Source organism: Runella sp. (assembly GCF_027484545.1).
GTDB lineage: Bacteria > Bacteroidota > Bacteroidia > Cytophagales > Spirosomataceae > Runella.
The window spans coordinates 48,660-70,657 of the sequence record NZ_JAIXST010000134.1 but is presented as its reverse complement, the minus strand read 5'-3'; the positions used below and the strand labels follow the sequence as shown (position 1 = coordinate 70,657).

Sequence of the window (21,998 nt, the reverse complement as noted above, 5' to 3'; positions counted from 1 at the left end):
GTGGTTGGATTGCCAACCGATGATTTATTGGTGTTTGGGGTACTTATTTGAATCGCTGATCCATTTTCCCCTCAGAAAAAACCGGGTATGACAGTTTTATCAATTCCTGCAGTCGTGTACGTGCCCGGGCAAAATGAGAGCGCACGGTAGCTTCGTTAAAGTTAAGTACATCAGCAATTTCGCGCAGTTGATAACCATCTACCACGTGCATCGTAAAGACAGTACGATAAATCGGTTTCAACTGTTGCACTAAGGCCAAAATCTCCTCGGCAGATATTTGGTCAATGACAGATTCATCCACCGAAGGCTCATGAATGTTATCAAGCCCGATTTCACCGTGAAACTTCTGATTCTTACGGTAATAGCTGATAGCCGTATTTACCACGATAGTTCGTAACCAGGCTTTGAAGGGCTGAGTAAGGTCGTAGCGATCCAAATGTTGAAAAACTTTCAGAAAGCTCTCATTCAGGATTTCTTCCGCTTCTTCCATTGAGGAAGAATACCGCAAGCTGATTCCCTTGGCGTAACCGAAAAACTGTTGAAAAAGCACCCGCTGCGCCCGACTGTCGTTGTCGCGGCACGCTCGGATGACTTCCTCAAGGTCGTCTTCGGTAAAGTTGATTTTCTTTCTAAAAAACAAGGTAGTAACGGATTTTGGATGGTTGTTAGCGGCACTTCTTCTACTTATTACATACCCGTAATACGCACAAGAACGGTATCGTGTTGCAGAAAGTTACATCTTTTTTTTGTTAAAAAAAATTAATGCTTTTCCTGCCACGCGCTGCAAAATGACCGCGTAATGGCCTATGAAATCAATTATTGTTTTATTCAAATTTATCAAAACAAACCATGAAAAAGTCCCTGTTTCTTGTTTTCGCTTTAGTTGGATTATTCTTAGCGAGTTGTAATCGCGAAGACATTACTGCTAACACTACATCGGATGACTTGACCGAAGTAGTTCAACTTTCGGCAGCCCGTTCCGCCGCTACGACTGACACCGTTACGAAGCAGAAATGCAAAGGAAATTTAACGGTAATTGCTGCGGCAGATTTACCGGCGGCTGTTTCAACGTACATCTCAGCCAACTATGCAGGATCTGAAGTTCAGTTTGCTGGAAAAGATGCTTCCGGTCAAATTGTAGTTGGTCTTAAATTGGCAGACGGTACCCACAAAGGGTTGCTTTTCAACGCTGACGGCACATTTAACAAAGCGCTTGAAAAATACCCAAAAGGTGCTAAACTGACCAAAGTAGAAGTGTCAGCTTTGCCCGCTGCTATCACTGCTTATGCTGCTAAATATGCAGGTTATACGGTGAAAGCTGCCGGTAAGAATGATGCTGGAGAGTATTTTGTAGTTATTGAAAAAACAACTGGTACTGATGCTGAAATAAAAGCATCGCGCAAAGTATTGCAATTCAATGCGGACGGTACTTTCAAACAGGAAACTACTCCCCCTTCCCACCCTGATGGTCCAAAAGGAAATCGTCGTAAGCATTAATAATCAGTCAGTAAAAAACACTTCTGAACATTCCGAGTCTGTTTCCTGTCTTAATGGACTTGGAATGTTTACTTTCTCTTAACATCATCTTTCTTAATTAACCGCACGTATCAGTTATGTCTGCGCCAAAAAACATTCACGTTTTGGTGATAGGGGGATGTCATGTCTGTTTTATTCGGAGGAATGGTTGAGAAAGAAAGACTTGGTAGAATTGGGATACCATTCTTAGAGTGCTTTGAAAAACAGCGTACTACGTATATACAATTAGGTTATTCGCCTCCATAAACGACTCCGGATATGTCGTTTTGACTTATTGCGTCAAAGAGAACATTTGACTTCCATTTACACACCAATTAAAGGTTACTTTTTATGAAAACAATCACAAATTTATTCATTTTGGGGGCTTTTGCCCTTGTTTTGGGACTTTCCGGCTGCACAAAACAGGAGGTAGAACCTGACCCCGCTGATCAGGTACTGGGAACCTACAGTGGTACTACCTATACCATATCTATGAACGGCGTAGCGCAAAGTTTTGATCTTACTAACGAACTTATCAAAAACGAAGTAGTGATTTCGATGACTATAGCTAAGAAATCGGCAAGTAGTGTAACAATTGTGTTGAATTTCTCGCAACGCGACAGTACAGGCACCATGCAATCGTACACCGACACCTACGATACTATTGACCTTAAAGCATTGGGAAGCGGCGAGTTTGAAATGCAGAATGCCGGTGCGGCGGTAGGAAAGATCGGGAACGGTGTCTTAAAATTGCAGGAAACCTATTCGGATGCCGATGCAAACGGTACTGCTATGCAGGTAGCAGTGACCATTGATGCTAAGAAAAGCTGACCATACGTCGTTATATTCCTGCTTTATATCTACACTTTAAACAAATTACGCCACGTTTTGAAACAAGTTGCGTATTGGCTTACATAGACTAAAATATATCTGCACATGAAAACTACATGCCAACACTGCCAATGCTGTTATAATCACCAAGAAGTGGCTAACGCTCATACAGTATATGAAAAACAGGCAGGAAAAATTATGTTTAGCAGTACCGACGATGATTTTGGGGTAGATATATGCCAAGTATGCCATAAACCGCCTTTTGTGGCGAGTTTATGGCATACAATCTTTGGCAGCTCTACGTCTTTGTCGTTAGAAACCCGAGCGGAAATTTACCCCGAAGTAGCAGTTGCTATTTTGTAAATGTGTACAAAATTTAGAATTCAATTCGATAATTCAGTACGGGAATAAGCGGTAATTGATAGGCCGTGCGGATTTTTCCAATAGTGGCATCGTAATAATGGATAAACACATTTTCGCGATTGGTCAGATTTTGAATGTCGAGCGAAAGGGTGCCTGTAAAGCCGTTTCTGTTGCGTTTCCAACTGATACGTACGTCGGAACGGAAATACGCGTCTAACGTTTGTTCATTGGTTTTGCTTTCTACCCAAACCGTTTCTCCTTTGCTGCGCGATGCCTGTAGATCAATGGGTGTTGTTTTAAAGCCTCCTACGAAGGTTGTTTTAAGATTGAGGCCCAGCACGTTGTTTTTGTTTCGTCCCATCAACCATTCTTTTCCTACAAGTAGATTTCCCGCTGCTCCGGCATCAAATCGCGTGCTGCGCCAAATCTTGTCCGAACCCGTATATTCCGATTTGAAAACCGAACCGCTCAGTAAATAGTAAAAATTGTTGTGCAAAAAGCGTTCGAGGGTCAATTCCGCACCATAGTTACGACCCTTACCGTTATTGACTAAACGTTCTGTCAAAAAGCCATCGGTCGCGTTCAGTAGCGAAAAGGCAGTGCGTTTATCGGCGCTTACGGGGACGTTGTAAAGTGATTGGTAATACGCTTCCAGTTTCAGGCGAGTATGTTCGTTGAGCAATCGGTCATAAGAAAGCACCAAGTGTTGGGCTTTGGTAAAATCAAGATTACGATTAGGATACGAATTGCCGGCGTCGGTCAATTGATTGGAATAAAAATACAGCGCTAATGGATGTATCTGACTGTGAATTCCATAGCCAATAGCCAATGATTGCCCTGTGCCTACATCCCATTTCAGGGAAGCCCGTAGTTCAATGGAGCGACTTTTATTCAACAATAACGCCAAGGAGTGTATGCCAAGATTGGCCGTCAATTTTTCGGATACTTTGTAATTGACCTGTGCATAGGCTTGCAGAGTGCCTGTTTGACCGTCGGAAGCAATAAAACGTTCCATCTTTTTAAGATCGCTATTCCATGATTCGCGGAAAAAATCGTAGGATTGTCGGCTCCAAATGGCTCCCGCACGCAAGGCAAGTCGGGCGTTGAATTTATAATTTAGCGTGCTCGAAACGGTCAATTTACGCAAGGAATAATCTTCATTGTAACGAGGCTCGAATACGTAGGCATTGCTGTATTGTTGTTGGTGAAACCCATTTTGGTAGACAGAATACAATACCACCGTTTTAAGAAACGCCTTTTTGTTCAGATTGACAGCATGAGTAGCGCCCCAAGCTCCTGTGTTAGATTTGAAATTTTCGTCGTACCGTTTGTCTCCGTTGGTTTTCCAAAGCGTAGAATCGGCTTGCGCTTCTCCGACGCTGCTGCTCAGTCCGCCAAATCCAAAGAGGGTGAATTTACCCCATTTGTTGGTAGGTAACGAAATATTATACGATAGATCCTGAAAACGTTGGGCAAAATCTCCCAATGGCAAACCGAGTTTTGTAAGAAGTTCGAGGGTAGAATAGCGGTAATTTATCAAATAAGAGCCTTTGTAGTTTTTAGAAAAAGGCCTTTCAGCAGCAACATCCAAGCCCAATAACCCCGCCTGAACCGTGTATTCGCGTTTTTGATTGTTGCCTTTGCGAAGTTTTAAATCAAAGACACCCGATAACGCATTGCCGTATTCAGCGGGAAAAGCGCCCGTCATAAAATCAGAATTGGTCAATACCTGGGCGCTCAAAATGGAAACACCGCCCCCCGCTGCGCCCAAACTTGAAAAGTGATTAGGGTTGGGAATATCAACGCCTTCCATACGCCAAAGAAGTCCATTGGGGGAATTTCCACGAATGACAATGTTATTGCCCCCGTCGTCAGCGGCGATGACGCCTGCGTAGGCCGTTGCCATGCGGGCCGGGTCGTTGATAGCGGCAGCGTAACGTTGGGTTTCTTCTACCGAAAAGGTTCGTGTACTGACCGTGGCCATGTCATTGAGGGGTTTATCTTTTTCAACCGTTGGCTTGATGGTAATTTCAGAAAGTTGGGTAATGTCTTCTTCCAAACCTACGTTAAGTACCAATTCTTTGCCCGCATTCACCACAACGTTACTCATGGTCATTTCTTTGTAACCCATGTAGGTAATCTTGACTGTTTGACGGCCAATGGGAACTTGAGTAAGTTGGAATCCGCCTTCGCTGTCGGTAATCGTTCCTTTGAGAGGAGTTGAACCCACCAAAATTACCGTAGCTCCGACAATGGGAGTTTGGATGTTTTTATCCAAAATGATGCCGCGAATGGTCTGAGTGAGGGTTTGAGCTTTTAGGGAATGAGTGAATAAGAGAAAGAAATGAGTGAATGAGAGAAAGAGTAAATGAGTGAATACGATAAAGCTTCCTTTTCTTGTCAGGTGTTTTGGCTTTTGTTGGTTTGTCATAATAGTGTTGTTTAAGGCTGTTTTTTAGGCAAAAAAAATCCGTCACCGTTTTTTCTGCGGTGTAAATTCAGAATTGAATTTCAGTGAATTAACCTATTCGGTGACGGAGGAGGCTTTCGGTTTTTATTTGTTTTCCTGCTGTTTGGGAATAAGACAACCCAAAAAGAAGATGCCCCTATTGTGTAGGTACGGAAATTTTAGATTCCTTCGGAATGACAAATTATTTCAAAGAAAACTAAGGAATCAATGCTGCGATGGCATAACCGATCATGACCAAACACAAGACAACTTTCATAAAAATCCCCGTGACAAACCCCAGAAAAGAGCCTAACGCGGCTTTGAGTGCTTTACCTACCCCCATGCCGCCAATGAGTTCACCTACTAAGGCACCTAAGAATGCGCCCAGAAAAATCCCCAAAGCAGGGATTACAAAAAATCCCAAAAGCAGACCGATGGTAGAGCCCCAAGTGCCGTAGCTGGTTCCTCCAAACTTTTTAATTCCCCAAATGGGTACGTAATAATCCAAAATGGTGATTGCCAACGTGAGCGCTCCGAAGGTGTACAGAGTCAATTCGCCGATGTCGGCGTATTTGCTAAAATGCAGGCACAATAAGCCAACGAAACTCAACGGCGGTCCCGGAAGTGGCAATACGGCTCCCGCCAACCCTACCAATAAACCAGCAATCCCAAGAATCAGCAATAAGATGTCCATCGTTTTGAGTATTAAAATCTAACACTCAAATAACACAAAAAACTACGGCGAATCGTATCTTTGTCCACCAAATTTTTAGAGTGAACTATTCACTCATCCGGTCATTCACTCATTCACTCATTTTTACATGTCAAAAGTCTTAATCATTGGAGCAGGGGGAGTAGGGGGCGTAGTGGTGCACAAATGTGCAATGAATTCACACGTTTTTACCGAAATCATGTTGGCAAGTCGTACCAAATCCAAATGCGATAAAATTGCGGCCGATATTCAGGAAATGCACGGAGTTTCGATACAAACAGCTTCCGTAGATGCTGATATTGTAGCCGAAATGGTCGTGCTTATCAAGTCATTTCAGCCCAAAATGGTCATCAACGTAGCGCTGCCTTACCAAGACCTTACCATTATGGAAGCGTGTTTGGCGACGGGCGTTCACTACTTGGATACCGCCAATTACGAACCCAAAGACGTTGCCAAATTTGAATACAGTTGGCAGTGGGCGTATCAGGAACGTTTCAAAGAAGCGGGTTTGATGGCCTTGCTGGGCTGCGGTTTCGACCCGGGCGTAACGCAGGTATTTACTTCTTTTGCCAACAAGCATCAGTTTGACGAGATGCATTACCTCGACATCATTGATTGCAACGCAGGTAACCACGGCAAAGCTTTTGCTACCAATTTTAACCCTGAAATCAACATTCGGGAAATTACGCAGGCGGGTCGCTATTGGGAAAACGGAGCGTGGGTAGAAATTCCTGCCATGAGCATTCACAAACCCATTGATTATCCAGGCATTGGCCCCAAAGAAAGCTATGTGTTGTACCATGAAGAATTGGAATCGTTGGTAAAAAACTTCCCGACTTTGAAACGCGCTCGCTTCTGGATGACGTTTGGACAGGCGTATTTGACGCATTTGGAAGTGTTGCAAAACGTGGGAATGACGAGCATCGCGCCCATCAAGTTTCAGGGAATGGACGTTGTGCCGTTGGAGTTTTTGAAAGCCGTATTGCCTCCGCCGGAATCATTGGGTGAAAACTACACGGGACAAACGTCAATCGGTTGCCAAATTAAAGGAATCAAAGACGGTGAAGATAAAACGTATTATGTGTGGAACAACTGCGACCACGCTCAGTGCTGGAAAGAAGTTCGCGCACAGGCCGTTAGCTATACGACGGGCGTGCCAGCCATGATTGGAGCCATGTTGATGTTAACCAATTCGGAATGGATGAAAGCAGGCGTTTGGAACTGTGAAGAACTGAATCCTGACCCGTTCATGGACTTGCTCAATCAACACGGATTGCCGTGGAATGAGCAAATCAACCAACCGCTACCGCACGAGTATTAGTCGTAAAAAAATAGTAAAAAAAAGCCCTGAATAGAGTGTTCAGGGCTTTTTTCTTTTCATCCGTACCCACTTAACCATTGACACATGACACGTTTCCAGTTACATTTGTGTTTATGATTATAAGCTATCGGCACAAAGGCTTGGAACTTTACGCGACAAAGGGCGACTGCTCCAAGTTGAACCCTGCTCATGTCTCTAAAATTCGATTAATTTTAACTCGTTTAGATGCAGCGGACAGCCCCGAACAAATGAATCAGGTTGGTTATGGATTTCATGCGCTCAAAGGAGATTTAAAGGGTTTTTACGCCGTGAAAGTGTCGGGAAATTGGCGCATTATTTTTCGATTTGAAGGCGACAATGCTACTGATTCGGACCGCCGACGCGGTGGATTATTTAGATTATCACTAAGGAGGAACAAAACATGGCACTATTTGACCCCGACCACCCGGGCGAATTAATCCGCGAAACTTTGGAAGGGTTGCGCGAAGAAACAGGAGAGAAATTGACGATTGCAGAAGTTGCCGAGGGCTTAGGCACGACGCGCAAAACTCTATCGGCCATCATTAATGGTAAACAAAGTGTAAGCCCTGAAATGGCTATCCGTTTAGGCGCAGCATTTCCAAATACGAGTGCTGAATTTTGGCTAAAAGTTCAGGAAACCTACGATCTTGCAAAGGTTGAGCCAAATGTCGATACCAGCCATATTCGGGTTTTCCGGAATCCTTCGGGATTGAATTTTCAACCTGCTTAGGGCAGCAGCTAAAGAAAGGAGGGTATTATGACACATACCATCATCATCGAAACGCATAATCACAATGATTTTGCTTTGCTAAAGGGATTGGCGCAGAGGTTGGGACTTTCCACCAAGGAAGTTCATAAAGAGATAAGCTGCCTGAGTGAAGCCGAAGAATTAAAACTGCTGGAAAGTGTTGCCGGAAGCTGGCAAGGTGACGAAACAGGCAATGAATTAGCTGCTAAGATTCGTGCAGATAGAAACGATAGCCCCCGTGATATTGAGTTATGAACCAATACCTTCTTGATACTTATCTAAATATCGTCAACCGATAGTTTATATTCATTCAGTAAAATAGAGATTGGGTCATTAGGCTTAGGGAAGCTGTATGCACCTTTAGACCACGATATTGTGTTTGGAGCGTTATGTATTAATGAAACTTTTTTCCATAAATCATCATGTGGATACAGATACCAATCCCCATTATAGGGAAAACAGATATAAAGGTTCTTTTCGAGGTATTTAGCCTCGAAAGTTAGCCGACCCTTCAACTGAATCTTTAAAATATCACTATTGTTTATGTGGATAGCAAGAAAATCTGCTCCCTCATAGTCGTCTGATAATCGAATACAGTTAAAACCATAATCGGCTAATAATGAGGATATTTTGTGAAAGTTGTAGTTTTCCTTTTGTCGATGATTCAAATCAGTTTTGTAATTTATTTTTTGGAAAACCATATAATTTGACTTTAAGAGGAGTGCAATATTCAGTATGCTTCTTGCAAAAATAATAAGAAATTAGAATGTTATTGGCAATAGTCATTGCCTTTGTTTAGGCTTGGGCAGGTCACTAAAAAAGTGCTTCGTCCCGCACTTATTTTTCAATTTATCACTTCTTTATACTGCATTTGGTACAGATTAGCGTAGAAGCCGCCGTGTTCGAGCAATTCTTCGTGTGTGCCTTTTTCCTTGATTTGTCCTTTGTCCAGTACAATAATCTGATGTGCTTTTTGGATGGTGCTCAGGCGGTGGGCTATTACAATCGCGGTTCGGCCTTTCATCAGTTTTTCAATCGCGTTCTGAATCAACTCTTCCGTTTCGGTATCTACTGAAGAGGTTGCTTCGTCCAAAACAATAATTTTGGGATCGTGTACCAACGCCCGTACGAAAGAAATCAACTGTCGCTGACCTACCGAAAGCGTAGCTCCGCGTTCCATGACGTTGTAGTCGTAGCCACCGGGCAGGCGTTCGATAAATTCGTGGGCACCCACCAATTGCGCGGCTTCGATGATACGGGCGCGGCTGATGTCAGTGTTTCCCAGCGTAATGTTGTTGTGAATGGTATCCGAAAACAAAAATACGTCCTGTAAAACGACACCGATGTTGTGTCGTAATGCGCCCAATTCGTAGTCATGCACGTTGACGTTATCCACCAAAATTTCGCCTTTATTGATTTCGTAAAAACGACTCAATAAGTTGATAATCGAAGACTTACCCGCACCCGTAGCTCCTACAAAAGCAATGGTTTGCCCAGCTTTTACGTCAAACGAAATGTCTTTCAAAACGTATTCTTCTTCATTGTAAGCAAACCAAACATTTTTGAAAGAGACTTCGCCGCGCAAAGTTTCAGGAGCGTGAGTGCCGTGGTTGACGGTATATTCGTCGCTATCCAGCAATTTGAGAATGCGGTCGGTACTGACAATACCCATTTGGAGCGTATTGAAACGGTCGGCCAGCATCCGTATGGGTCTGAAAAACAGGTTGGTAAACATGATAAAAGCCGTAACTGTCCCAAACGTCATGTCGTCGCTGAGAATTTGCCGCGCTCCGTACCAAACAATGAGACCCGTAGCGGCAGCGGCAATGACGTCGGCAACGGGATAATACACCGAATAATACCAAATCGAACGAACGTGGGCATCGCGGTGAACGGTGTTGATTGATTTAAATTTGCGGTACTCTACTTTTTCAGCACTGAAAATCTGGACAATGTTCATGCCCGTGATATGTTCCTGCACAAAAGAATTCAGGTTAGACACGGCAGTACGAACCTCATTGAAAGAATCCTTGATTTTTTCTTTGAAAATATAGGTACTGATAAGCATGAACGGAACCGTGGCAAGGCTGATGAGCGAAAGCCGCCAATCGGTATAAAACATAACTCCGATGATAAGCACCAACTGTAAAATATCGCCTGCAACGGCAGCCATTCCATCACTAAATACGTCGGAAAGCGTTTCTACATCGGAAACCGTACGAGTTACCAAACGGCCAATGGGCGTGTTATCGAAGAATTTAAGACGAAGACTGAGGATTTTTTCGTACAACTGAACCCGAATATCACGGATGATATTCTGACCCAACCAACCCGCTAAATACGTTTGAACAAACTGAATAAGCGCCTGAATAAGTAACAGGCCAATCATGACCAACAGCATGAGGGTAAGACCGTCATAGTCGCCCGACGCGATTTTGGTATCAATGGTATAACGAACCAACAACGGACTCAAGGGCGAGAGTGCCGCCCCCGTTAAAATAAGGGCAACAAGTGCATAAAACTGTTTTTGATAAGGGGTAATAAAAGCATAAAGACGGCGAAGGGTAGGCCAGTCGAATATTTTCCCGCTTTTTTTTTCTTCGTTCATAGCACAGAATATAGGAGTTGTCTATCAAAGCTAACACCAATTCTCCCATGAAGAGTTTTGGGTTTGGGCTTAAATTTTTGAAATAGTCGATTTCTTGGCCCCTTTTTTCTTTCAATAGTGCACTTTTGAGCCCGATTGAAAGGATTGTGAGCGATATTTAGGCATTTTATCGTTTTAATTTTGAATCCAAACTCAAGGTTCCCGCTCCGTTGAAAAAGAAAACCAAGGCTAAGAGAACAAAAAGAAAAGGATGTTGGTCTTCGTACCAAAATTTACCGTGTCCTACAAAAAAAGTAATGCTCAACATAGTAACGGAGATAATGATCGAGGCGAACCGTGTAAAAAGCCCCAAAGCCAATAAAATTCCCGCCATAAATTCGGCTCCTTTGCCCAAATAGACCAATGCCAAACCCATGGGTAACTCTTTAAACATGTCCCATTGGGCGTAGTCGTTCATTTGTTTGGCATCAAAAATTTCAAAGCCATGATACGCCATGAGTAAACCGGTGACGATTCGTATGATGGCGGTGCCTATACTGTTCAATTGAGTATTTCCTGAATGTTGATTCATGGCTTTTGAAGACTTAGAAATTTATTCAAAATTGGGTTAGAGGAATTCCAAATTTATAAAGCAGGAAGGAATCAAATCATAATGGAAACGTCCCGTTTTTCTACGATACCCCACAACAAAAAACCCCGCCAAGGACGGGGTTTTTTAGTGCTATGTATTCCAAAAATCAGATTTCTACAGCTTTAACGGTCTTAATGATGCGGGCCGCTACTTTGTATGGATCAGCCGCCGAATTGGGACGACGATCTTCCAACCATCCCTTCCAGCCTTTTTGTACGGCTGCGATAGGAATACGGATAGAGGCTCCACGGTCAGAAATACCGTATGAGAATTGGTCAATTGACTGTGTTTCGTGTTTACCTGTCAAACGGAGGTGGTTATCAGCACCGTATACGGCAATGTGCTCAGCTACTACCGGAGCAAATGCCTGACAGATTTTGTCGTAAGTCTCTTTGTTACCTGCCGTTCTCAACGCAGTGTTTGAGAAGTTGGCGTGCATTCCTGAACCGTTCCAGTCAGTATCTCCAAGTGGCTTGCAATGCAGGTTGATACCTACTCCGTATTTCTCGCCGATACGCTCCAACAGATAGCGTGCAACCCAAATTTGGTCACCTGCTTCTTTGGCACCTTTGGCAAAAATTTGAAATTCCCACTGACCTGCCGCTACTTCGGCGTTGATACCTTCCACGTTCAGGCCGGCTTGCAATGTATATTCAAGGTGTTCTTCAATGATATCTCTTCCGTACGCATTTTTTGCGCCAACTGAGCAATAGTAAGGGCCTTGTGGGGCAGGGTATCCATTGGCAGGGAAGCCAAGTGGTTTATTTGTTTCAAGATTCCACAGGAAATATTCCTGCTCAAATCCAAACCAGAAATCGTTATCGTCATCTTCAATCGTGGCGCGACCATTAGTTACGTGAGGCGTACCGTCTGCGTTCAATACTTCACACATGACCAAATAAGCAGGTGTACCCAATTTTGAGCGTTCCGGATCGGGGCAAATGAAAACGGGCTTTAACAAGCAGTCTGATGAGCCACCTGATGCCTGCTCAGTTGACGAACCATCGAATGACCATACACCGCATTCTTCTAATGTTCCCGTAAAATCGGACTCAATTTTGGTTTTACTACGCAAACTTTGAGTGGGCTTGTAGCCGTCTAACCAAATGTATTCTAATTTAGCCTTTGCCATTGACAGTATAAATTTTAAGTGGTTGAAACAATCAATTGGTGTTGTTGCACTTTTTACGGATTCAAAACTAATGTGTTTTTATATAATCACCAAATAAAATTCTATATTTTTTAATATTAGCCATTGATTATAGATGGAAAAGGTTGTTTGTGAGATAAATACATTAAAAAATTGTACAAAACCAAGTTGTGCCAAATTTGACCTACTTTTTACATAAAGTTAGGAAATGTGCGGAAAATAAGATTAAAAAGAATACTCTAAAAGGTTTTTTTGATTAAAAAATACGAAAGTTTGAATAGTTTAAAGTACTCAAAAATACCCCAAAGTGCTCTATTTGCCCCTTTTTATGCAGTATTTATTTGTTTTATACGAGAGAAAACGACCTGTTTTTAGGGAATAAATTTCGATTGGACAACTTCTGAGTGCAATCCGAATCAAATTTGCCGATAGCGGCTATATGCAGAAGAAAAAAGAGTGCATCTGGACGAGTCGAAGTACTACAGACAGAGGACGAGTTTGTATAAATGGATGGTATAAACAAGAAAAACCCCGTACTCTAAAGAAGAAATACGGGGTAAAAGAGGTAGAAATCGTATTGCGACCTATTTTCCTTTTCGCTCAATCTCGCGCAGATTTTCCAGTTTTTTGTTTCGCAGAAAACCGTTGATGTCTTCAAAGTGTTCTTTGACGCGCTTATTTCCGAATTCAAACACTTTTTCGGCCAATCCATCTAAGAAATCCCGATCGTGAGAAATCAAAATGATGGTTCCTTCAAAGGCTTTCAAAGCATCTTTCAGAATGTCTTTTGTTTTAAGGTCGAGGTGGTTGGTGGGCTCATCGAGTATCAATAAGTTGACGGGTTCCAACAATAGTTTGATCATTGCCAAACGGGTGCGCTCTCCACCCGACAGCATATTTACTTTCTTATTAATACTGTCGCCGCTGAACATGAATGCTCCCAACAGATCCTTGATTTTGGTACGAATGTCGCCTACGGCAATGTTGTCAATGGTTTGGAAAACGGTTAAATCACCATCCAATAAAGCCGCTTGATTCTGCGCAAAATAGCCAATCATGGAGTTGTGCCCCAGCTTCATTTCGCCTTCGTAGTCAATCTCGCCCATGATGGCTTTCACAAGCGTAGATTTACCTTCGCCATTTTTACCGACAAACGCTACCTTTTGCCCGCGTTCGATCGTCATGCCCGCATCTTTGAACACCAAATGGTCGCCGTAGCTTTTGCTCAGTTGTTCCACAATCACGGGGTAGTTGCCCGAGCGCGGGGCAGGTGGGAATTTAATATTCAGCGCCGAGGTGTCCACTTCGTCCACTTCTACAATGTCCAATTTCTCCAGCATTTTTACCCGCGACTGCACCTGCAAGGTTTTTGAGTACGTCCCTTTGAAACGATCAATAAACTCCGTGACTTCAGCAATCATTTTCTGCTGATCGGTAAACTGCTTTTGCTGCTGTTCGTGGCGTTCTTTGCGCAGTTGCAGGTATTGCGAATAGTTGACCTTATAATCATAGATGCGCCCCATCGTGATTTCGATGGTCCGGTTGGTGATATTGTCCACAAACGCCCGGTCGTGTGAGATGACAATCACTGCCTTAGCAGTATTGACCAAAAACTCCTCCAACCACTGAATCGACTCAATATCCAAGTGATTGGTAGGCTCATCCAACAAAATCAAATCGGGTGTTTTCAACAGAATTTTGGCCAACTCGATCCGCATCCGCCAGCCCCCGCTGAACTCTCCTGTTTTACGGTCAAAATCGCTCCGTAGGAAACCCAAGCCCAACAGCGTTTTTTCGACTTCCGCATCATAATTGACTTCCTCGGTCGAGTAGTACTTTTCGCTTAGTTCCGATACGCGCTCAATGATGGTCATGTAGGCGTCCGATTCGTAGTCGGTGCGTGTTTCCAACTGATGATTCAGTTCATCCAGTTCTTTTTTCATGTCCAATACCTCGGCAAACGCCTTAGAGGTTTCCTCAAAAACTGTGGAATCATCTTTGGTCAGCAGGTGCTGAGGCAGGTAGGCAATCACGGCCTCGTTGGGAGCGGAGATTTTGCCGCGCGTGGGTTTATCGGCTCCCGCTATGATTTTGAGCAGGGTAGATTTCCCAGCTCCATTTTTGCCCATGAGGGCGATTCTATCTTTTTCGTTGATGTTGAAAGTGACATCACTAAACAAAGCTCGTCCGCCGAACTCCACTGTTACGTTATCTACCGAAATCATTCAAGTTCCTTTTGTGAACCGCAAAGATAAGGATTATCAGTAAACGCTTCATTCAAGAGTTCGTATCGGGGCGTCCCCGTTGCAAACGCAAACTAACAGGAGTTCATACGATTTAGGTTTTTTTGTATCTTTGACAAAACTGTTTCAACACTATGGCGAACGAAATAAAAAATAGCTTGTTGCCGCAAACCTTGGCGGAGTTTGAGCGTTGGGAGCCTAACGACGGCTATAAGTATGAATGGAATGACGGCGAATTGATAAAGTTTGAAGGAATGAAAAACAAACATTTGTACCTAATCAGTATATTAAACGAACTCTTTGATAAAACCGCTGCCAAAAAGCTCAGGGGACAACTCCTTTGTGAGCAAGACGTAATGCTGACAGGTATTCAATTGAGGCGTCCTGATTTGGCCTATTTTAGCAGAGAGCAAATTATCAACAGCAAAACAGAAGAGCAAATCCCCGAGTTTGTCATAGAAGTTATTTCTTCCACCGACCAAATCAACGAAGTAAAGCGGAAAATCATCGAATATTTCAAAAATGGAATCCGGGTAGCATGGCTGATTTACCCCGATTACGAAATGGTGGAAGTTTATACCTCCCTCAAGCACATAACCGTGTGTACTGACGCAGATATCTGCTCTGCCCGCCCTGTCTTAGATGACTTTGAAATCCCCGCCGCTGATTTATGGAACTGATCCATTATCTGCCGAAATCATTCAAGTTGCTTTTGTAAAGAGTAAGATTGCCGGTAGCTTTATAAACGATTTATTCAGAGGAGTACATTGGAACTCCCCAGTTGCAAACGCAAACTGGGGGAGGTATGTAAAATGATTTTTGTAAATACCTATCAAAAAACAAGAGATATTTACAAAAATCATCGCGATTCTATCTTTTTCGTTGCTATTGAAAGTGACATCACTAAACAAAGCTCGTCCGCCGAACTCCACTGATCCATTATCTACCGAAATCATTCAAGTTCCTTTTGTGAAGTGCGAAGATGAGGATTATCAGTAGCGTTATAAACGCTTTATTCAGGGTGTTTTCTTTGTAAAGCAACGACTTAGTTTATGGTTTCAAGGATGAATAGCCGCAGTTATTCTTTTTGAATTCATCCGCAGACATTGCCCATACTTTAACATCGCCCGTATTTTTACAACTCCATGTTGAATGATAACTCCCAGCAGCTATAGAAGAGGCTTCACAACTCCATGTGCCATCTTTCTTTTTAAAACACCAATAAGCTTCTAACTTGATTTTAGTTAGATTGGTTATTTTTATACCTAATCCATCTGCTCCACAGTCTCCCCATCTGGTTTCAACTTTTATTGCTGTTGCTGTACTATAAGTAGCCCAATCACAAGTAGGTACAATAGGGGCAGTTATAGTTACCAATTTTGAATCTTGATCTTGGTTCTTACCATCACTGGCGGTAAGCGTGGCCGTGTAAGTACCTGCTTTGGCGTATTCATAGGTAGGGCTTGAAGCGGTAGAAGTATTTCCATCGCCAAAATTCCACTTATAACTGTTAGCATTTTTTGAGGTGTTCGTAAATGTTACTTTCAAATTGCTTGCCTTCCAAGTCCAATCGGCAACGGGCAACACTGCCGCGGCTTTTACTGAGATAGTTACTGTTTTTTGAGCGGATTGGTTTTTAGAATCAGTAGCAGTAAGTTTTACTGTGAAATCGCCCGCTTTAGTAAACTCTTTGGTGGGGCTTGCAGTAGTAGAGGTCGTTCCATCCCCAAAATCCCATTTATAAGTGTTCGCATTTTTTGAGGTGTTTGTAAAGGTAATGTTTGCAGGTGCTGTTAAATTACTGCTTGGAGAATAGGTAAAGTCGGCAGTGGGAGTCGTTGCAACTGTCGCATTAACTGTGATGTCAGCCGTGCTCTCTGACGAACTTGTTTTGGCAAATGCGGTTAGTTTTACTTTGAAAGTGCCTGCTTTGGTAAATTCTTTTGTTGGATTTGCCTCGGTCGAGGTTGTTCCATCGCCAAAATCCCACTTATAGCTGTCCGCATTTTTAGAACTGTTGCTAAAGGTAACTTTAACGGGAGCTGTTAAGTTGTTGGCGGGCGAATAAGTAAAGCCAGCAATGGGCTGTAAACTTGGTGCATCAGCTACTACGAAAGAACGTGAATAAGTATCAGTTCCTCCTTCACCTGTTGCAGTAAGTTTCATACTATACTTGCCGCCACTGTTAATCGTATAAGTTATGTCTTTGTAAATCGATGTTTGCCCATCACTTGTTTCCCACAAGTAGCCTGTAGCATTTTGGGATGTATTTGTAAAGGTAATTTTTACGGGTGCTACCAAATTGGTGTTGGGAAAAAACTCAAAATTGGCTTTGGGTAAAGCTACTGGCTCTTTTTCTTTGCAGGTGCTGAAAAGAAAAGCCACTATTAATAACAATGCGTTATTCTGAAGGTGAAGCAGCGAAGTTTTCATACATTTGGATGTGTTAAAAATTAGTACAATAGACCTGGTTTTTTAGTTGTTACAAAGGTCTTTCTACTTTTCCATCTTCGCCACGGGCAAATTCCCCTATTGGATACCGTACTTTTCCCGTATTTGTCATGGGAGATTTCCCGTATTGATTTACGTACCTGTTTACAGAAAATACGGGCAATTTCCCCTCATGGTACCGTATTTTTCCGTACCAAAAGATTAACAGTTAAATGGCTCTTGAATTATTTTCAGAAAATCAATGTGGAGTGGCTGGCGAAGTTATAGCCGACCGTATTCCGTATTTTACAGCTCTTGTGCCTAAAAGAAGTACTGATTCTGCTGAATTTGTAACCATTCAGAGCAGAAAAGAGATTGGCCTGACTAACTTTGATTTTTCTATAAGATGAATAAATATCCTCTTAGCAGATTCTATCTTTTTCGTTGCTATTGAAAGTGACATCATTAGACAAAGTCCGCCCCCCAAACTCCACAGTTACGTTATCTACTGAAATCATTCTATTCGGTTTTTTGAACCGCAAAGATAAGGGGATTAGGTGGAAAGTTGGTAGGGTTATGAAGGCTTCATTCATAATCCTGCGTTGAAAATGTAAATTAGTGATTACAATATTTTGACCGAGATAATTATAGAATCATCTGCAACGCCCAAAGCATTAGATTTGGCTATCACCTTCAATTGTTTAACTGTAGGGTCAAGTTTCTCTATAAGACTGAACTTAAAAGTACATAAGGCATTTGCGTCACTTTCTTCATTTCTTTCAAGAAAATTGTTTGTGTATTCTCTATTATTTTGTTCATCTGTCACAGTTAAAGTCACTTTATTTCCAATAGATGGTTTTCCGCTATTTCTTTTCAATTCTACGGTAAAAGTTACAATATCTTCCAATTTTTGAATCAAAATTTTATCAGTTTTTATTTTAATCTTATCGGGCGGCGCGTTCTTGAGCTTAATTTCCATTTCTTTTTCAGAACTTAAAATGGACGCTTTTATTTTGGCTATCCCAACACTTAAAGGGCTTTTAAAAGTTATTTTTGCCTGCTTCTTACCATTAACTATCTGCGCCGTCTGAGTAATAGTCGCGGAATTAGTTGCTTCAAAAACTCCTTTATCGGTGCGAAATGTAATTGTTGAGCGAGGAGTAGATGTATTAAGTGGAATTTCTGCTGTTATTGATGTCGTAGATTCTCCATCTGCTAAAATGGAGTCAGATGGAGGAATCAGGGTAATGGCTGGAGGACTATCATAAATAAACTTAAAACTCTCAGAGTCTTCGCATTTGCTTTCTATCCAAGCCGTTACCTTTACTGTATCTACAGGCTCTGTGCCGCTCTTCAACAACGCCCAGGCTTTCTTCCGTAAAACGCCATTTTCATTAACTTGGACTACTTTTCGGCTTACTTCTTTGGGTGTGGCCGTTGCAGCACCGTCAAAAAAACCATGAGTGGTTCTGAACTTAACTTCAGTATTTTCAGAAGTGTTGTCAGGAAGATTAACATATACATTTATGGTGCTTTCACCGTCAGCTTTGATGGAGGTTTGATTACTTTGAATATTAAAATCACAAGCAGGTTCTATCTCTTGGCAAGTGCTAAACAAGAAACTAATTCCGAGTAGGAAAAGTGGTGGTAGGGATTTTTTCATGGAAATTTAAATACGCTTTGAATATCTCCGATTAACCTTTTTATACTTAAGTCCAATGAGAAACTTACAGTTGGCAATATTGTAAGCTTTTTACTGGAGGATATGTAGTTAGGAAATTCTTGATTGTAGATAACTCCCGATAATTTAAGTCGGAATGCATTGGTCAATTTATAACCTACACCTATCATCAAGTTATTATTGCCAAACAGATTGCTTCTTACTCCTGTCTTTGCAATGGATTGAAGGGTAATTCCTGTTGATATAGACCATCTGTTCCAAAAATTCTTATTCTTTATGAGTCGTAAAGGAATATCTCTATTAAATTGTCTCAATTCAATATTGAATCCAATATAAGGTGTAAACCCAGCTTTTTCAAACGGTTTTTCTGCTATTGGTACATAATAACAGTATCCAAAATCTGCAATAATTCCATAAAAATTTCAAGTATTAAAATTAAATATATTAGTAGTAAATAAGTTGCTAAAATTGTTTTGAGGGACACTGGAAATGTTATTTGAATTCCTTGCTGGTCGAGTACTGTTTGCCAATAATTCTTCTGATATAAAATTAATATTAATATCAATGTTCACCATTGGGTTGTCTTTGTTATATATGTGATTTTTAGCTATTTTATTTAATATACTTTCTTTTTCAATTTTTAAGTTTTTTTCAATAATGTTGAGTTCTTCTTTTTTTAAATCTGTTAAATAGTTGTTGTCAAATTGCTCTTTAAAAGTATACCTTAGTTGACTACTATCTATTGCTATTTTAAAAGCATTTTTTTTCTCAATCAGGTTAAGTTTGTCAGTAATTTCTTTTTTCTTTTGTTCTAAATATTTAAGATTACTTTTAACCAAAGTTGCTTTTGGTTCATTATTATCAATGGCGTCAAAATGATTTCTTAAAGAAATTTCATAAAATCTTTCAATAGGAGATTGCGAATTAATCATTAATTGCAAGTCCTGCTTTATAGTCTTTTGCTGGGAATTATTTGCAGTTAAATTAGAGATAAATATATTTGAAACCGCCACAGATTGATAAATATCTTCTTGGAATTTTAATGGTTGAAGAGCAAGGTCGTTGTACATAGTTAATGTACGCCTCCAAAGATTGTCGAGCAACGAAGATGGATCTCTTTGTGAGTTTTTATAGTAATTTATATTGGCAAATCTTTTTTTTGCTTCTTCAAAATGCTTTTCTTTATCATAAGGGTTTTTATATGCTTCGTGTACCGCTTCAAACATCTTATAAGTTTCATCGAGTAATGGTTTATTGTACTGTTTTACTATTCTAAAATCATAGAACCTATTTGGCCTTAATTCAGGCACATAGATATATAATACATTTTTTTCAACTTTGTAAGCACATGATTCTATAATTTTTAACCTCTTAAACTTTCTCTTTATTTTTTTTTGTAGCGCAGCAGTATCAGGGAGATTTTCAATATTCAGCTCATCCATAACTTGACTATATGTTTTCGTTGCTTCCTGAGTTTGCCGATTCAGTTTATCTTCATAATTAGCTTTTTTTGAATTGTTATCTTCAGCTTGGAGCAATTTTAAGGTCAATTTTGTCTTATTTACCGAATCTTCATTTGATTTTCTGAGCTTTTCTAATCTTTTATTTATTCTGTTTGCTTTATTTTCATGTTTTAGGTTAATCATTTCTACTTTCAAAATTTTCATATTTGTGTCCGATGAAGGATATTCCTTCTTCAAAATAAAGGGCATGTCAAAAGGAAAAGGGCGTTTGGGGAATTCTGTTACCTTATCAATTTCAATTACCAAAGTATCTACTCCTCCCTTTGCTTGTCCAAAACCTTTGGAGTAGAAAAATGAGCATAATAACGTTAGAAAGGATAATAAAAGGACTTTCATAAGGCTATATAAGGTTGAATGAAGAGAAATTTATAACAATTGCGCAAATATTGCACTTTGATCCGAGATTTTACAGGGGAAATTCCCCGTATTTGATACCGTATTTTTCCCGTATAAAAAGGGTATTTTTCCCGTTGTGTCCGTAATACATTTAGACCGACCTTTGTGTAGAATTACTCTCGGTTCACAATAAATCATTATCTTACATTTAATTCTTTTCAAAATGGCTTACGAAAAAATCTACCTCGAAAACGATGCTCCAGGAGTATTCCCTCCCTCAAATCGCCAAGCAAATTGGGGCAATGAAACAGTCATGGCTCCCCAAACTGTTAATGCACCATTGCTTGATACAGAGGCTGCTCAATTTTTTGATACATTCGTTGCTCCATCTATCCAAACCACTACTGGCCGTATGCCTCAGCCAAACGACCTAAAAGGGGTTTTTCTACGATTTCATATTCATAAAGATATATTGTTACGGCTTTTAGCACAAGGGAGCGATTGCTACGGAATAGCGATCAATTTGGGCGTAAAAGAATATTTATATCTCACCAATGGGCATGAGTCACCGCCCAATTCCCCACAAACCGAAACAGTGCCTGGCATTGGAATCACCATAACACCTGTCGGCAAAGATATGCAAGACTTAATAGAAGTACAGGGAAAAAGAGATACGATTCTTTTCTGCGAAGAACCTACTCCTTGCCCACCCGCCAATCCTTGCCCAGCCCAAACCGTGGTTACGGCCATTATGACTACTGCCAATTTCAATAATACTATCAACTTTGCCCATAAATGACACCTGTTGAGTGGCTCATATTAGCAATTTTATTTATCGGGGTAGTCGTAGGTATATGGCAATACGATCGGCTTCCCCGATATGCTAAGTTTTTGCTTTATTTTTTTATCGTTACTTTTTTGCTCGAAGTAAACGCAGACTATTACATGACTGCTTTTAGGAGTAACAACCTTTTCCTTTATCATTTTTTCATTCCATTTCAGTACATTACTTTGGCTCTTTTTTTGAGAGAAAGCATACATACTCCTACTGTCAAAGGAAGCATCAATTACAGCATTTTTTTGGTAATTGCTTGTGCCATTATATTTAGTGGTTTTGTTCAAAGTCTAAAAGAAATGCCATTTTATATACTCTTACTTACACGGATACTACTTCTGATATGGTCGCTTATATACTTGCAACAACTGATAAGAGCAAACAAAGTCGAAGTCCTTAGTAAGATACCCGCCTTTTGGGTGTCTTCTGGTATTTTGATATATTTTGTCAGTTTTTTCCAAATGGGATTAATGCGTTATTTAATCATAGACCATCATCAGTTAGCTAATTTTTGGATTTATATTGTTTTATGGTTTGATGTGGCTTTTTACTTATTCTGCCTCTTTCCGATTCTGAAATACCGAAATAATAGCTGGCCTCG

Annotated in this window: 20 protein-coding genes; 10 read left to right on the top strand and 10 right to left on the bottom strand. The window is 41.0% G+C overall.

The window, feature by feature from the left end; translation table 11 throughout:
* Positions 1-43: 43 nt before the first annotated feature.
* Positions 44-640: an RNA polymerase sigma factor gene (locus tag Q0081_RS12355; RefSeq protein WP_298353507.1), complete on the bottom strand. Its 597-nt coding sequence runs from the start codon at positions 638-640 to the stop codon at positions 44-46.
* Positions 641-849: 209 nt separating this feature from the next.
* Between Q0081_RS12355 and Q0081_RS12350 the strand changes: the two genes are divergently transcribed.
* From Q0081_RS12350 to Q0081_RS12340, 3 genes are all read left to right on the top strand, one after another.
* Complete coding sequence (locus tag Q0081_RS12350; RefSeq protein ID WP_298353504.1) at positions 850-1,497, top strand: hypothetical protein; 648 nt, start codon at positions 850-852, stop codon at positions 1,495-1,497.
* 369 nt (positions 1,498-1,866) lie between these two features.
* A complete protein-coding gene (locus tag Q0081_RS12345) occupies positions 1,867-2,346 on the top strand; it encodes a hypothetical protein (protein ID WP_298353501.1) in 480 nt (159 codons plus the stop codon).
* 105 nt (positions 2,347-2,451) lie between these two features.
* Positions 2,452-2,709 (top strand): hypothetical protein, encoded by a 258-nt coding sequence (locus tag Q0081_RS12340; protein WP_298353499.1) that lies wholly within the window; start codon positions 2,452-2,454, stop codon positions 2,707-2,709.
* A gap of 13 nt (positions 2,710-2,722) precedes the next feature.
* Here the strand turns inward: Q0081_RS12340 and Q0081_RS12335 are convergent, their stop codons facing one another.
* The gene (locus Q0081_RS12335; RefSeq protein ID WP_298353492.1) at positions 2,723-5,140 is read right to left on the bottom strand and encodes a TonB-dependent receptor; all 2,418 of its coding nucleotides are present in this window, start codon (positions 5,138-5,140) and stop codon (positions 2,723-2,725) included.
* Between the two features lie 235 nt (positions 5,141-5,375).
* On the bottom strand, positions 5,376-5,852 hold the full coding sequence (locus Q0081_RS12330; protein WP_298353490.1) for a DUF456 domain-containing protein: 477 nt from the start codon (positions 5,850-5,852) through the stop codon (positions 5,376-5,378).
* A 127-nt stretch (positions 5,853-5,979) separates the two neighbouring features.
* Between Q0081_RS12330 and Q0081_RS12325 the strand changes: the two genes are divergently transcribed.
* The 4 genes from Q0081_RS12325 to Q0081_RS12310 all read left to right on the top strand — a co-directional run bounded on the left by Q0081_RS12325 (position 5,980) and on the right by Q0081_RS12310 (position 8,215).
* Entirely contained in the window at positions 5,980-7,191 is a 1,212-nt protein-coding gene (locus tag Q0081_RS12325; RefSeq protein ID WP_298353488.1) for a saccharopine dehydrogenase family protein, read from the top strand.
* Between the two features lie 113 nt (positions 7,192-7,304).
* Positions 7,305-7,649 (top strand): type II toxin-antitoxin system RelE/ParE family toxin, encoded by a 345-nt coding sequence (locus Q0081_RS12320; RefSeq protein ID WP_298353486.1) that lies wholly within the window; start codon positions 7,305-7,307, stop codon positions 7,647-7,649.
* Positions 7,613-7,942, top strand: coding sequence for a HigA family addiction module antitoxin (locus Q0081_RS12315; protein ID WP_298353479.1), 330 nt, complete (start codon positions 7,613-7,615; stop codon positions 7,940-7,942). The genes Q0081_RS12320 and Q0081_RS12315 overlap by 37 nt, the downstream gene beginning before the upstream one ends.
* A gap of 27 nt (positions 7,943-7,969) precedes the next feature.
* Positions 7,970-8,215 (top strand): hypothetical protein, encoded by a 246-nt coding sequence (locus Q0081_RS12310; protein ID WP_298353476.1) that lies wholly within the window; start codon positions 7,970-7,972, stop codon positions 8,213-8,215.
* Between the two features lie 589 nt (positions 8,216-8,804).
* Here the strand turns inward: Q0081_RS12310 and Q0081_RS12305 are convergent.
* From Q0081_RS12305 to Q0081_RS12290, 4 genes are all read right to left on the bottom strand, one after another.
* On the bottom strand, positions 8,805-10,568 hold the full coding sequence (locus Q0081_RS12305; protein WP_298353472.1) for an ABC transporter ATP-binding protein: 1,764 nt from the start codon (positions 10,566-10,568) through the stop codon (positions 8,805-8,807).
* A gap of 166 nt (positions 10,569-10,734) precedes the next feature.
* Positions 10,735-11,139 carry a DoxX family protein gene (locus Q0081_RS12300; protein ID WP_298353469.1) on the bottom strand — a complete coding sequence of 135 codons (405 nt, stop codon included), beginning with the start codon at positions 11,137-11,139 and terminating at the stop codon, positions 10,735-10,737.
* A 166-nt stretch (positions 11,140-11,305) separates the two neighbouring features.
* A complete protein-coding gene (locus Q0081_RS12295; RefSeq protein ID WP_298353466.1) occupies positions 11,306-12,331 on the bottom strand; it encodes a glutamine synthetase beta-grasp domain-containing protein in 1,026 nt (341 codons plus the stop codon).
* 602 nt (positions 12,332-12,933) lie between these two features.
* A complete protein-coding gene (locus tag Q0081_RS12290; RefSeq protein ID WP_298353464.1) occupies positions 12,934-14,574 on the bottom strand; it encodes an ABC-F family ATP-binding cassette domain-containing protein in 1,641 nt (546 codons plus the stop codon).
* A gap of 152 nt (positions 14,575-14,726) precedes the next feature.
* Between Q0081_RS12290 and Q0081_RS12285 the strand changes: the two genes are divergently transcribed.
* Positions 14,727-15,272 (top strand): Uma2 family endonuclease, encoded by a 546-nt coding sequence (locus Q0081_RS12285; protein WP_298353461.1) that lies wholly within the window; start codon positions 14,727-14,729, stop codon positions 15,270-15,272.
* A gap of 370 nt (positions 15,273-15,642) precedes the next feature.
* On the opposite strand, the gene Q0081_RS12280 is transcribed toward Q0081_RS12285, so the two are convergent.
* On the bottom strand, positions 15,643-17,025 hold the full coding sequence (locus Q0081_RS12280) for a PKD domain-containing protein (protein ID WP_298353458.1): 1,383 nt from the start codon (positions 17,023-17,025) through the stop codon (positions 15,643-15,645).
* Positions 17,026-17,255: 230 nt separating this feature from the next.
* Here Q0081_RS12280 and Q0081_RS12275 point away from each other — a divergent pair, with 230 nt between their 5' ends.
* Positions 17,256-17,432 (top strand): hypothetical protein, encoded by a 177-nt coding sequence (locus Q0081_RS12275; protein WP_298353455.1) that lies wholly within the window; start codon positions 17,256-17,258, stop codon positions 17,430-17,432.
* Positions 17,433-17,644: 212 nt separating this feature from the next.
* On the opposite strand, the gene Q0081_RS12270 is transcribed toward Q0081_RS12275, so the two are convergent.
* Positions 17,645-18,685: a hypothetical protein gene (locus Q0081_RS12270; protein WP_298353452.1), complete on the bottom strand. Its 1,041-nt coding sequence runs from the start codon at positions 18,683-18,685 to the stop codon at positions 17,645-17,647.
* 440 nt (positions 18,686-19,125) lie between these two features.
* Positions 19,126-20,562 carry a hypothetical protein gene (locus Q0081_RS12265; RefSeq protein ID WP_298353451.1) on the bottom strand — a complete coding sequence of 479 codons (1,437 nt, stop codon included), beginning with the start codon at positions 20,560-20,562 and terminating at the stop codon, positions 19,126-19,128.
* Positions 20,563-20,785: 223 nt separating this feature from the next.
* On the opposite strand from Q0081_RS12265, the gene Q0081_RS12260 reads away from it, so the two are divergent.
* The gene (locus Q0081_RS12260; protein ID WP_298353448.1) at positions 20,786-21,361 is read left to right on the top strand and encodes a hypothetical protein; all 576 of its coding nucleotides are present in this window, start codon (positions 20,786-20,788) and stop codon (positions 21,359-21,361) included.
* Positions 21,362-21,998: the final 637 nt, after the last annotated feature.

What these genes read in the sequence shown, in the direction of transcription:
- Q0081_RS12350 (WP_298353504.1), top strand. Translation starts at nt 850, where the DNA reads ATGAAAAAGTCCCTGTTTCTTGTTTTCGCTTTAGTTGGATTATTCTTA.
- Q0081_RS12345 (WP_298353501.1), top strand. Translation starts at nt 1,867, where the DNA reads ATGAAAACAATCACAAATTTATTCATTTTGGGGGCTTTTGCCCTTGTT.
- Q0081_RS12340 (WP_298353499.1), top strand. Translation starts at nt 2,452, where the DNA reads ATGAAAACTACATGCCAACACTGCCAATGCTGTTATAATCACCAAGAA.
- Q0081_RS12335 (WP_298353492.1), bottom strand. Translation starts at nt 5,140, where the DNA reads ATGACAAACCAACAAAAGCCAAAACACCTGACAAGAAAAGGAAGCTTT.
- Q0081_RS12330 (WP_298353490.1), bottom strand. Translation starts at nt 5,852, where the DNA reads ATGGACATCTTATTGCTGATTCTTGGGATTGCTGGTTTATTGGTAGGG.
- Q0081_RS12325 (WP_298353488.1), top strand. Translation starts at nt 5,980, where the DNA reads ATGTCAAAAGTCTTAATCATTGGAGCAGGGGGAGTAGGGGGCGTAGTG.
- Q0081_RS12320 (WP_298353486.1), top strand. Translation starts at nt 7,305, where the DNA reads ATGATTATAAGCTATCGGCACAAAGGCTTGGAACTTTACGCGACAAAG.
- Q0081_RS12315 (WP_298353479.1), top strand. Translation starts at nt 7,613, where the DNA reads ATGGCACTATTTGACCCCGACCACCCGGGCGAATTAATCCGCGAAACT.
- Q0081_RS12310 (WP_298353476.1), top strand. Translation starts at nt 7,970, where the DNA reads ATGACACATACCATCATCATCGAAACGCATAATCACAATGATTTTGCT.
- Q0081_RS12305 (WP_298353472.1), bottom strand. Translation starts at nt 10,568, where the DNA reads ATGAACGAAGAAAAAAAAAGCGGGAAAATATTCGACTGGCCTACCCTT.
- Q0081_RS12300 (WP_298353469.1), bottom strand. Translation starts at nt 11,139, where the DNA reads ATGAATCAACATTCAGGAAATACTCAATTGAACAGTATAGGCACCGCC.
- Q0081_RS12295 (WP_298353466.1), bottom strand. Translation starts at nt 12,331, where the DNA reads ATGGCAAAGGCTAAATTAGAATACATTTGGTTAGACGGCTACAAGCCC.
- Q0081_RS12290 (WP_298353464.1), bottom strand. Translation starts at nt 14,574, where the DNA reads ATGATTTCGGTAGATAACGTAACAGTGGAGTTCGGCGGACGAGCTTTG.
- Q0081_RS12285 (WP_298353461.1), top strand. Translation starts at nt 14,727, where the DNA reads ATGGCGAACGAAATAAAAAATAGCTTGTTGCCGCAAACCTTGGCGGAG.
- Q0081_RS12280 (WP_298353458.1), bottom strand. Translation starts at nt 17,025, where the DNA reads ATGAAAACTTCGCTGCTTCACCTTCAGAATAACGCATTGTTATTAATA.
- Q0081_RS12275 (WP_298353455.1), top strand. Translation starts at nt 17,256, where the DNA reads ATGGCTCTTGAATTATTTTCAGAAAATCAATGTGGAGTGGCTGGCGAA.
- Q0081_RS12270 (WP_298353452.1), bottom strand. Translation starts at nt 18,685, where the DNA reads ATGAAAAAATCCCTACCACCACTTTTCCTACTCGGAATTAGTTTCTTG.
- Q0081_RS12265 (WP_298353451.1), bottom strand. Translation starts at nt 20,562, where the DNA reads ATGAAAGTCCTTTTATTATCCTTTCTAACGTTATTATGCTCATTTTTC.
- Q0081_RS12260 (WP_298353448.1), top strand. Translation starts at nt 20,786, where the DNA reads ATGGCTTACGAAAAAATCTACCTCGAAAACGATGCTCCAGGAGTATTC.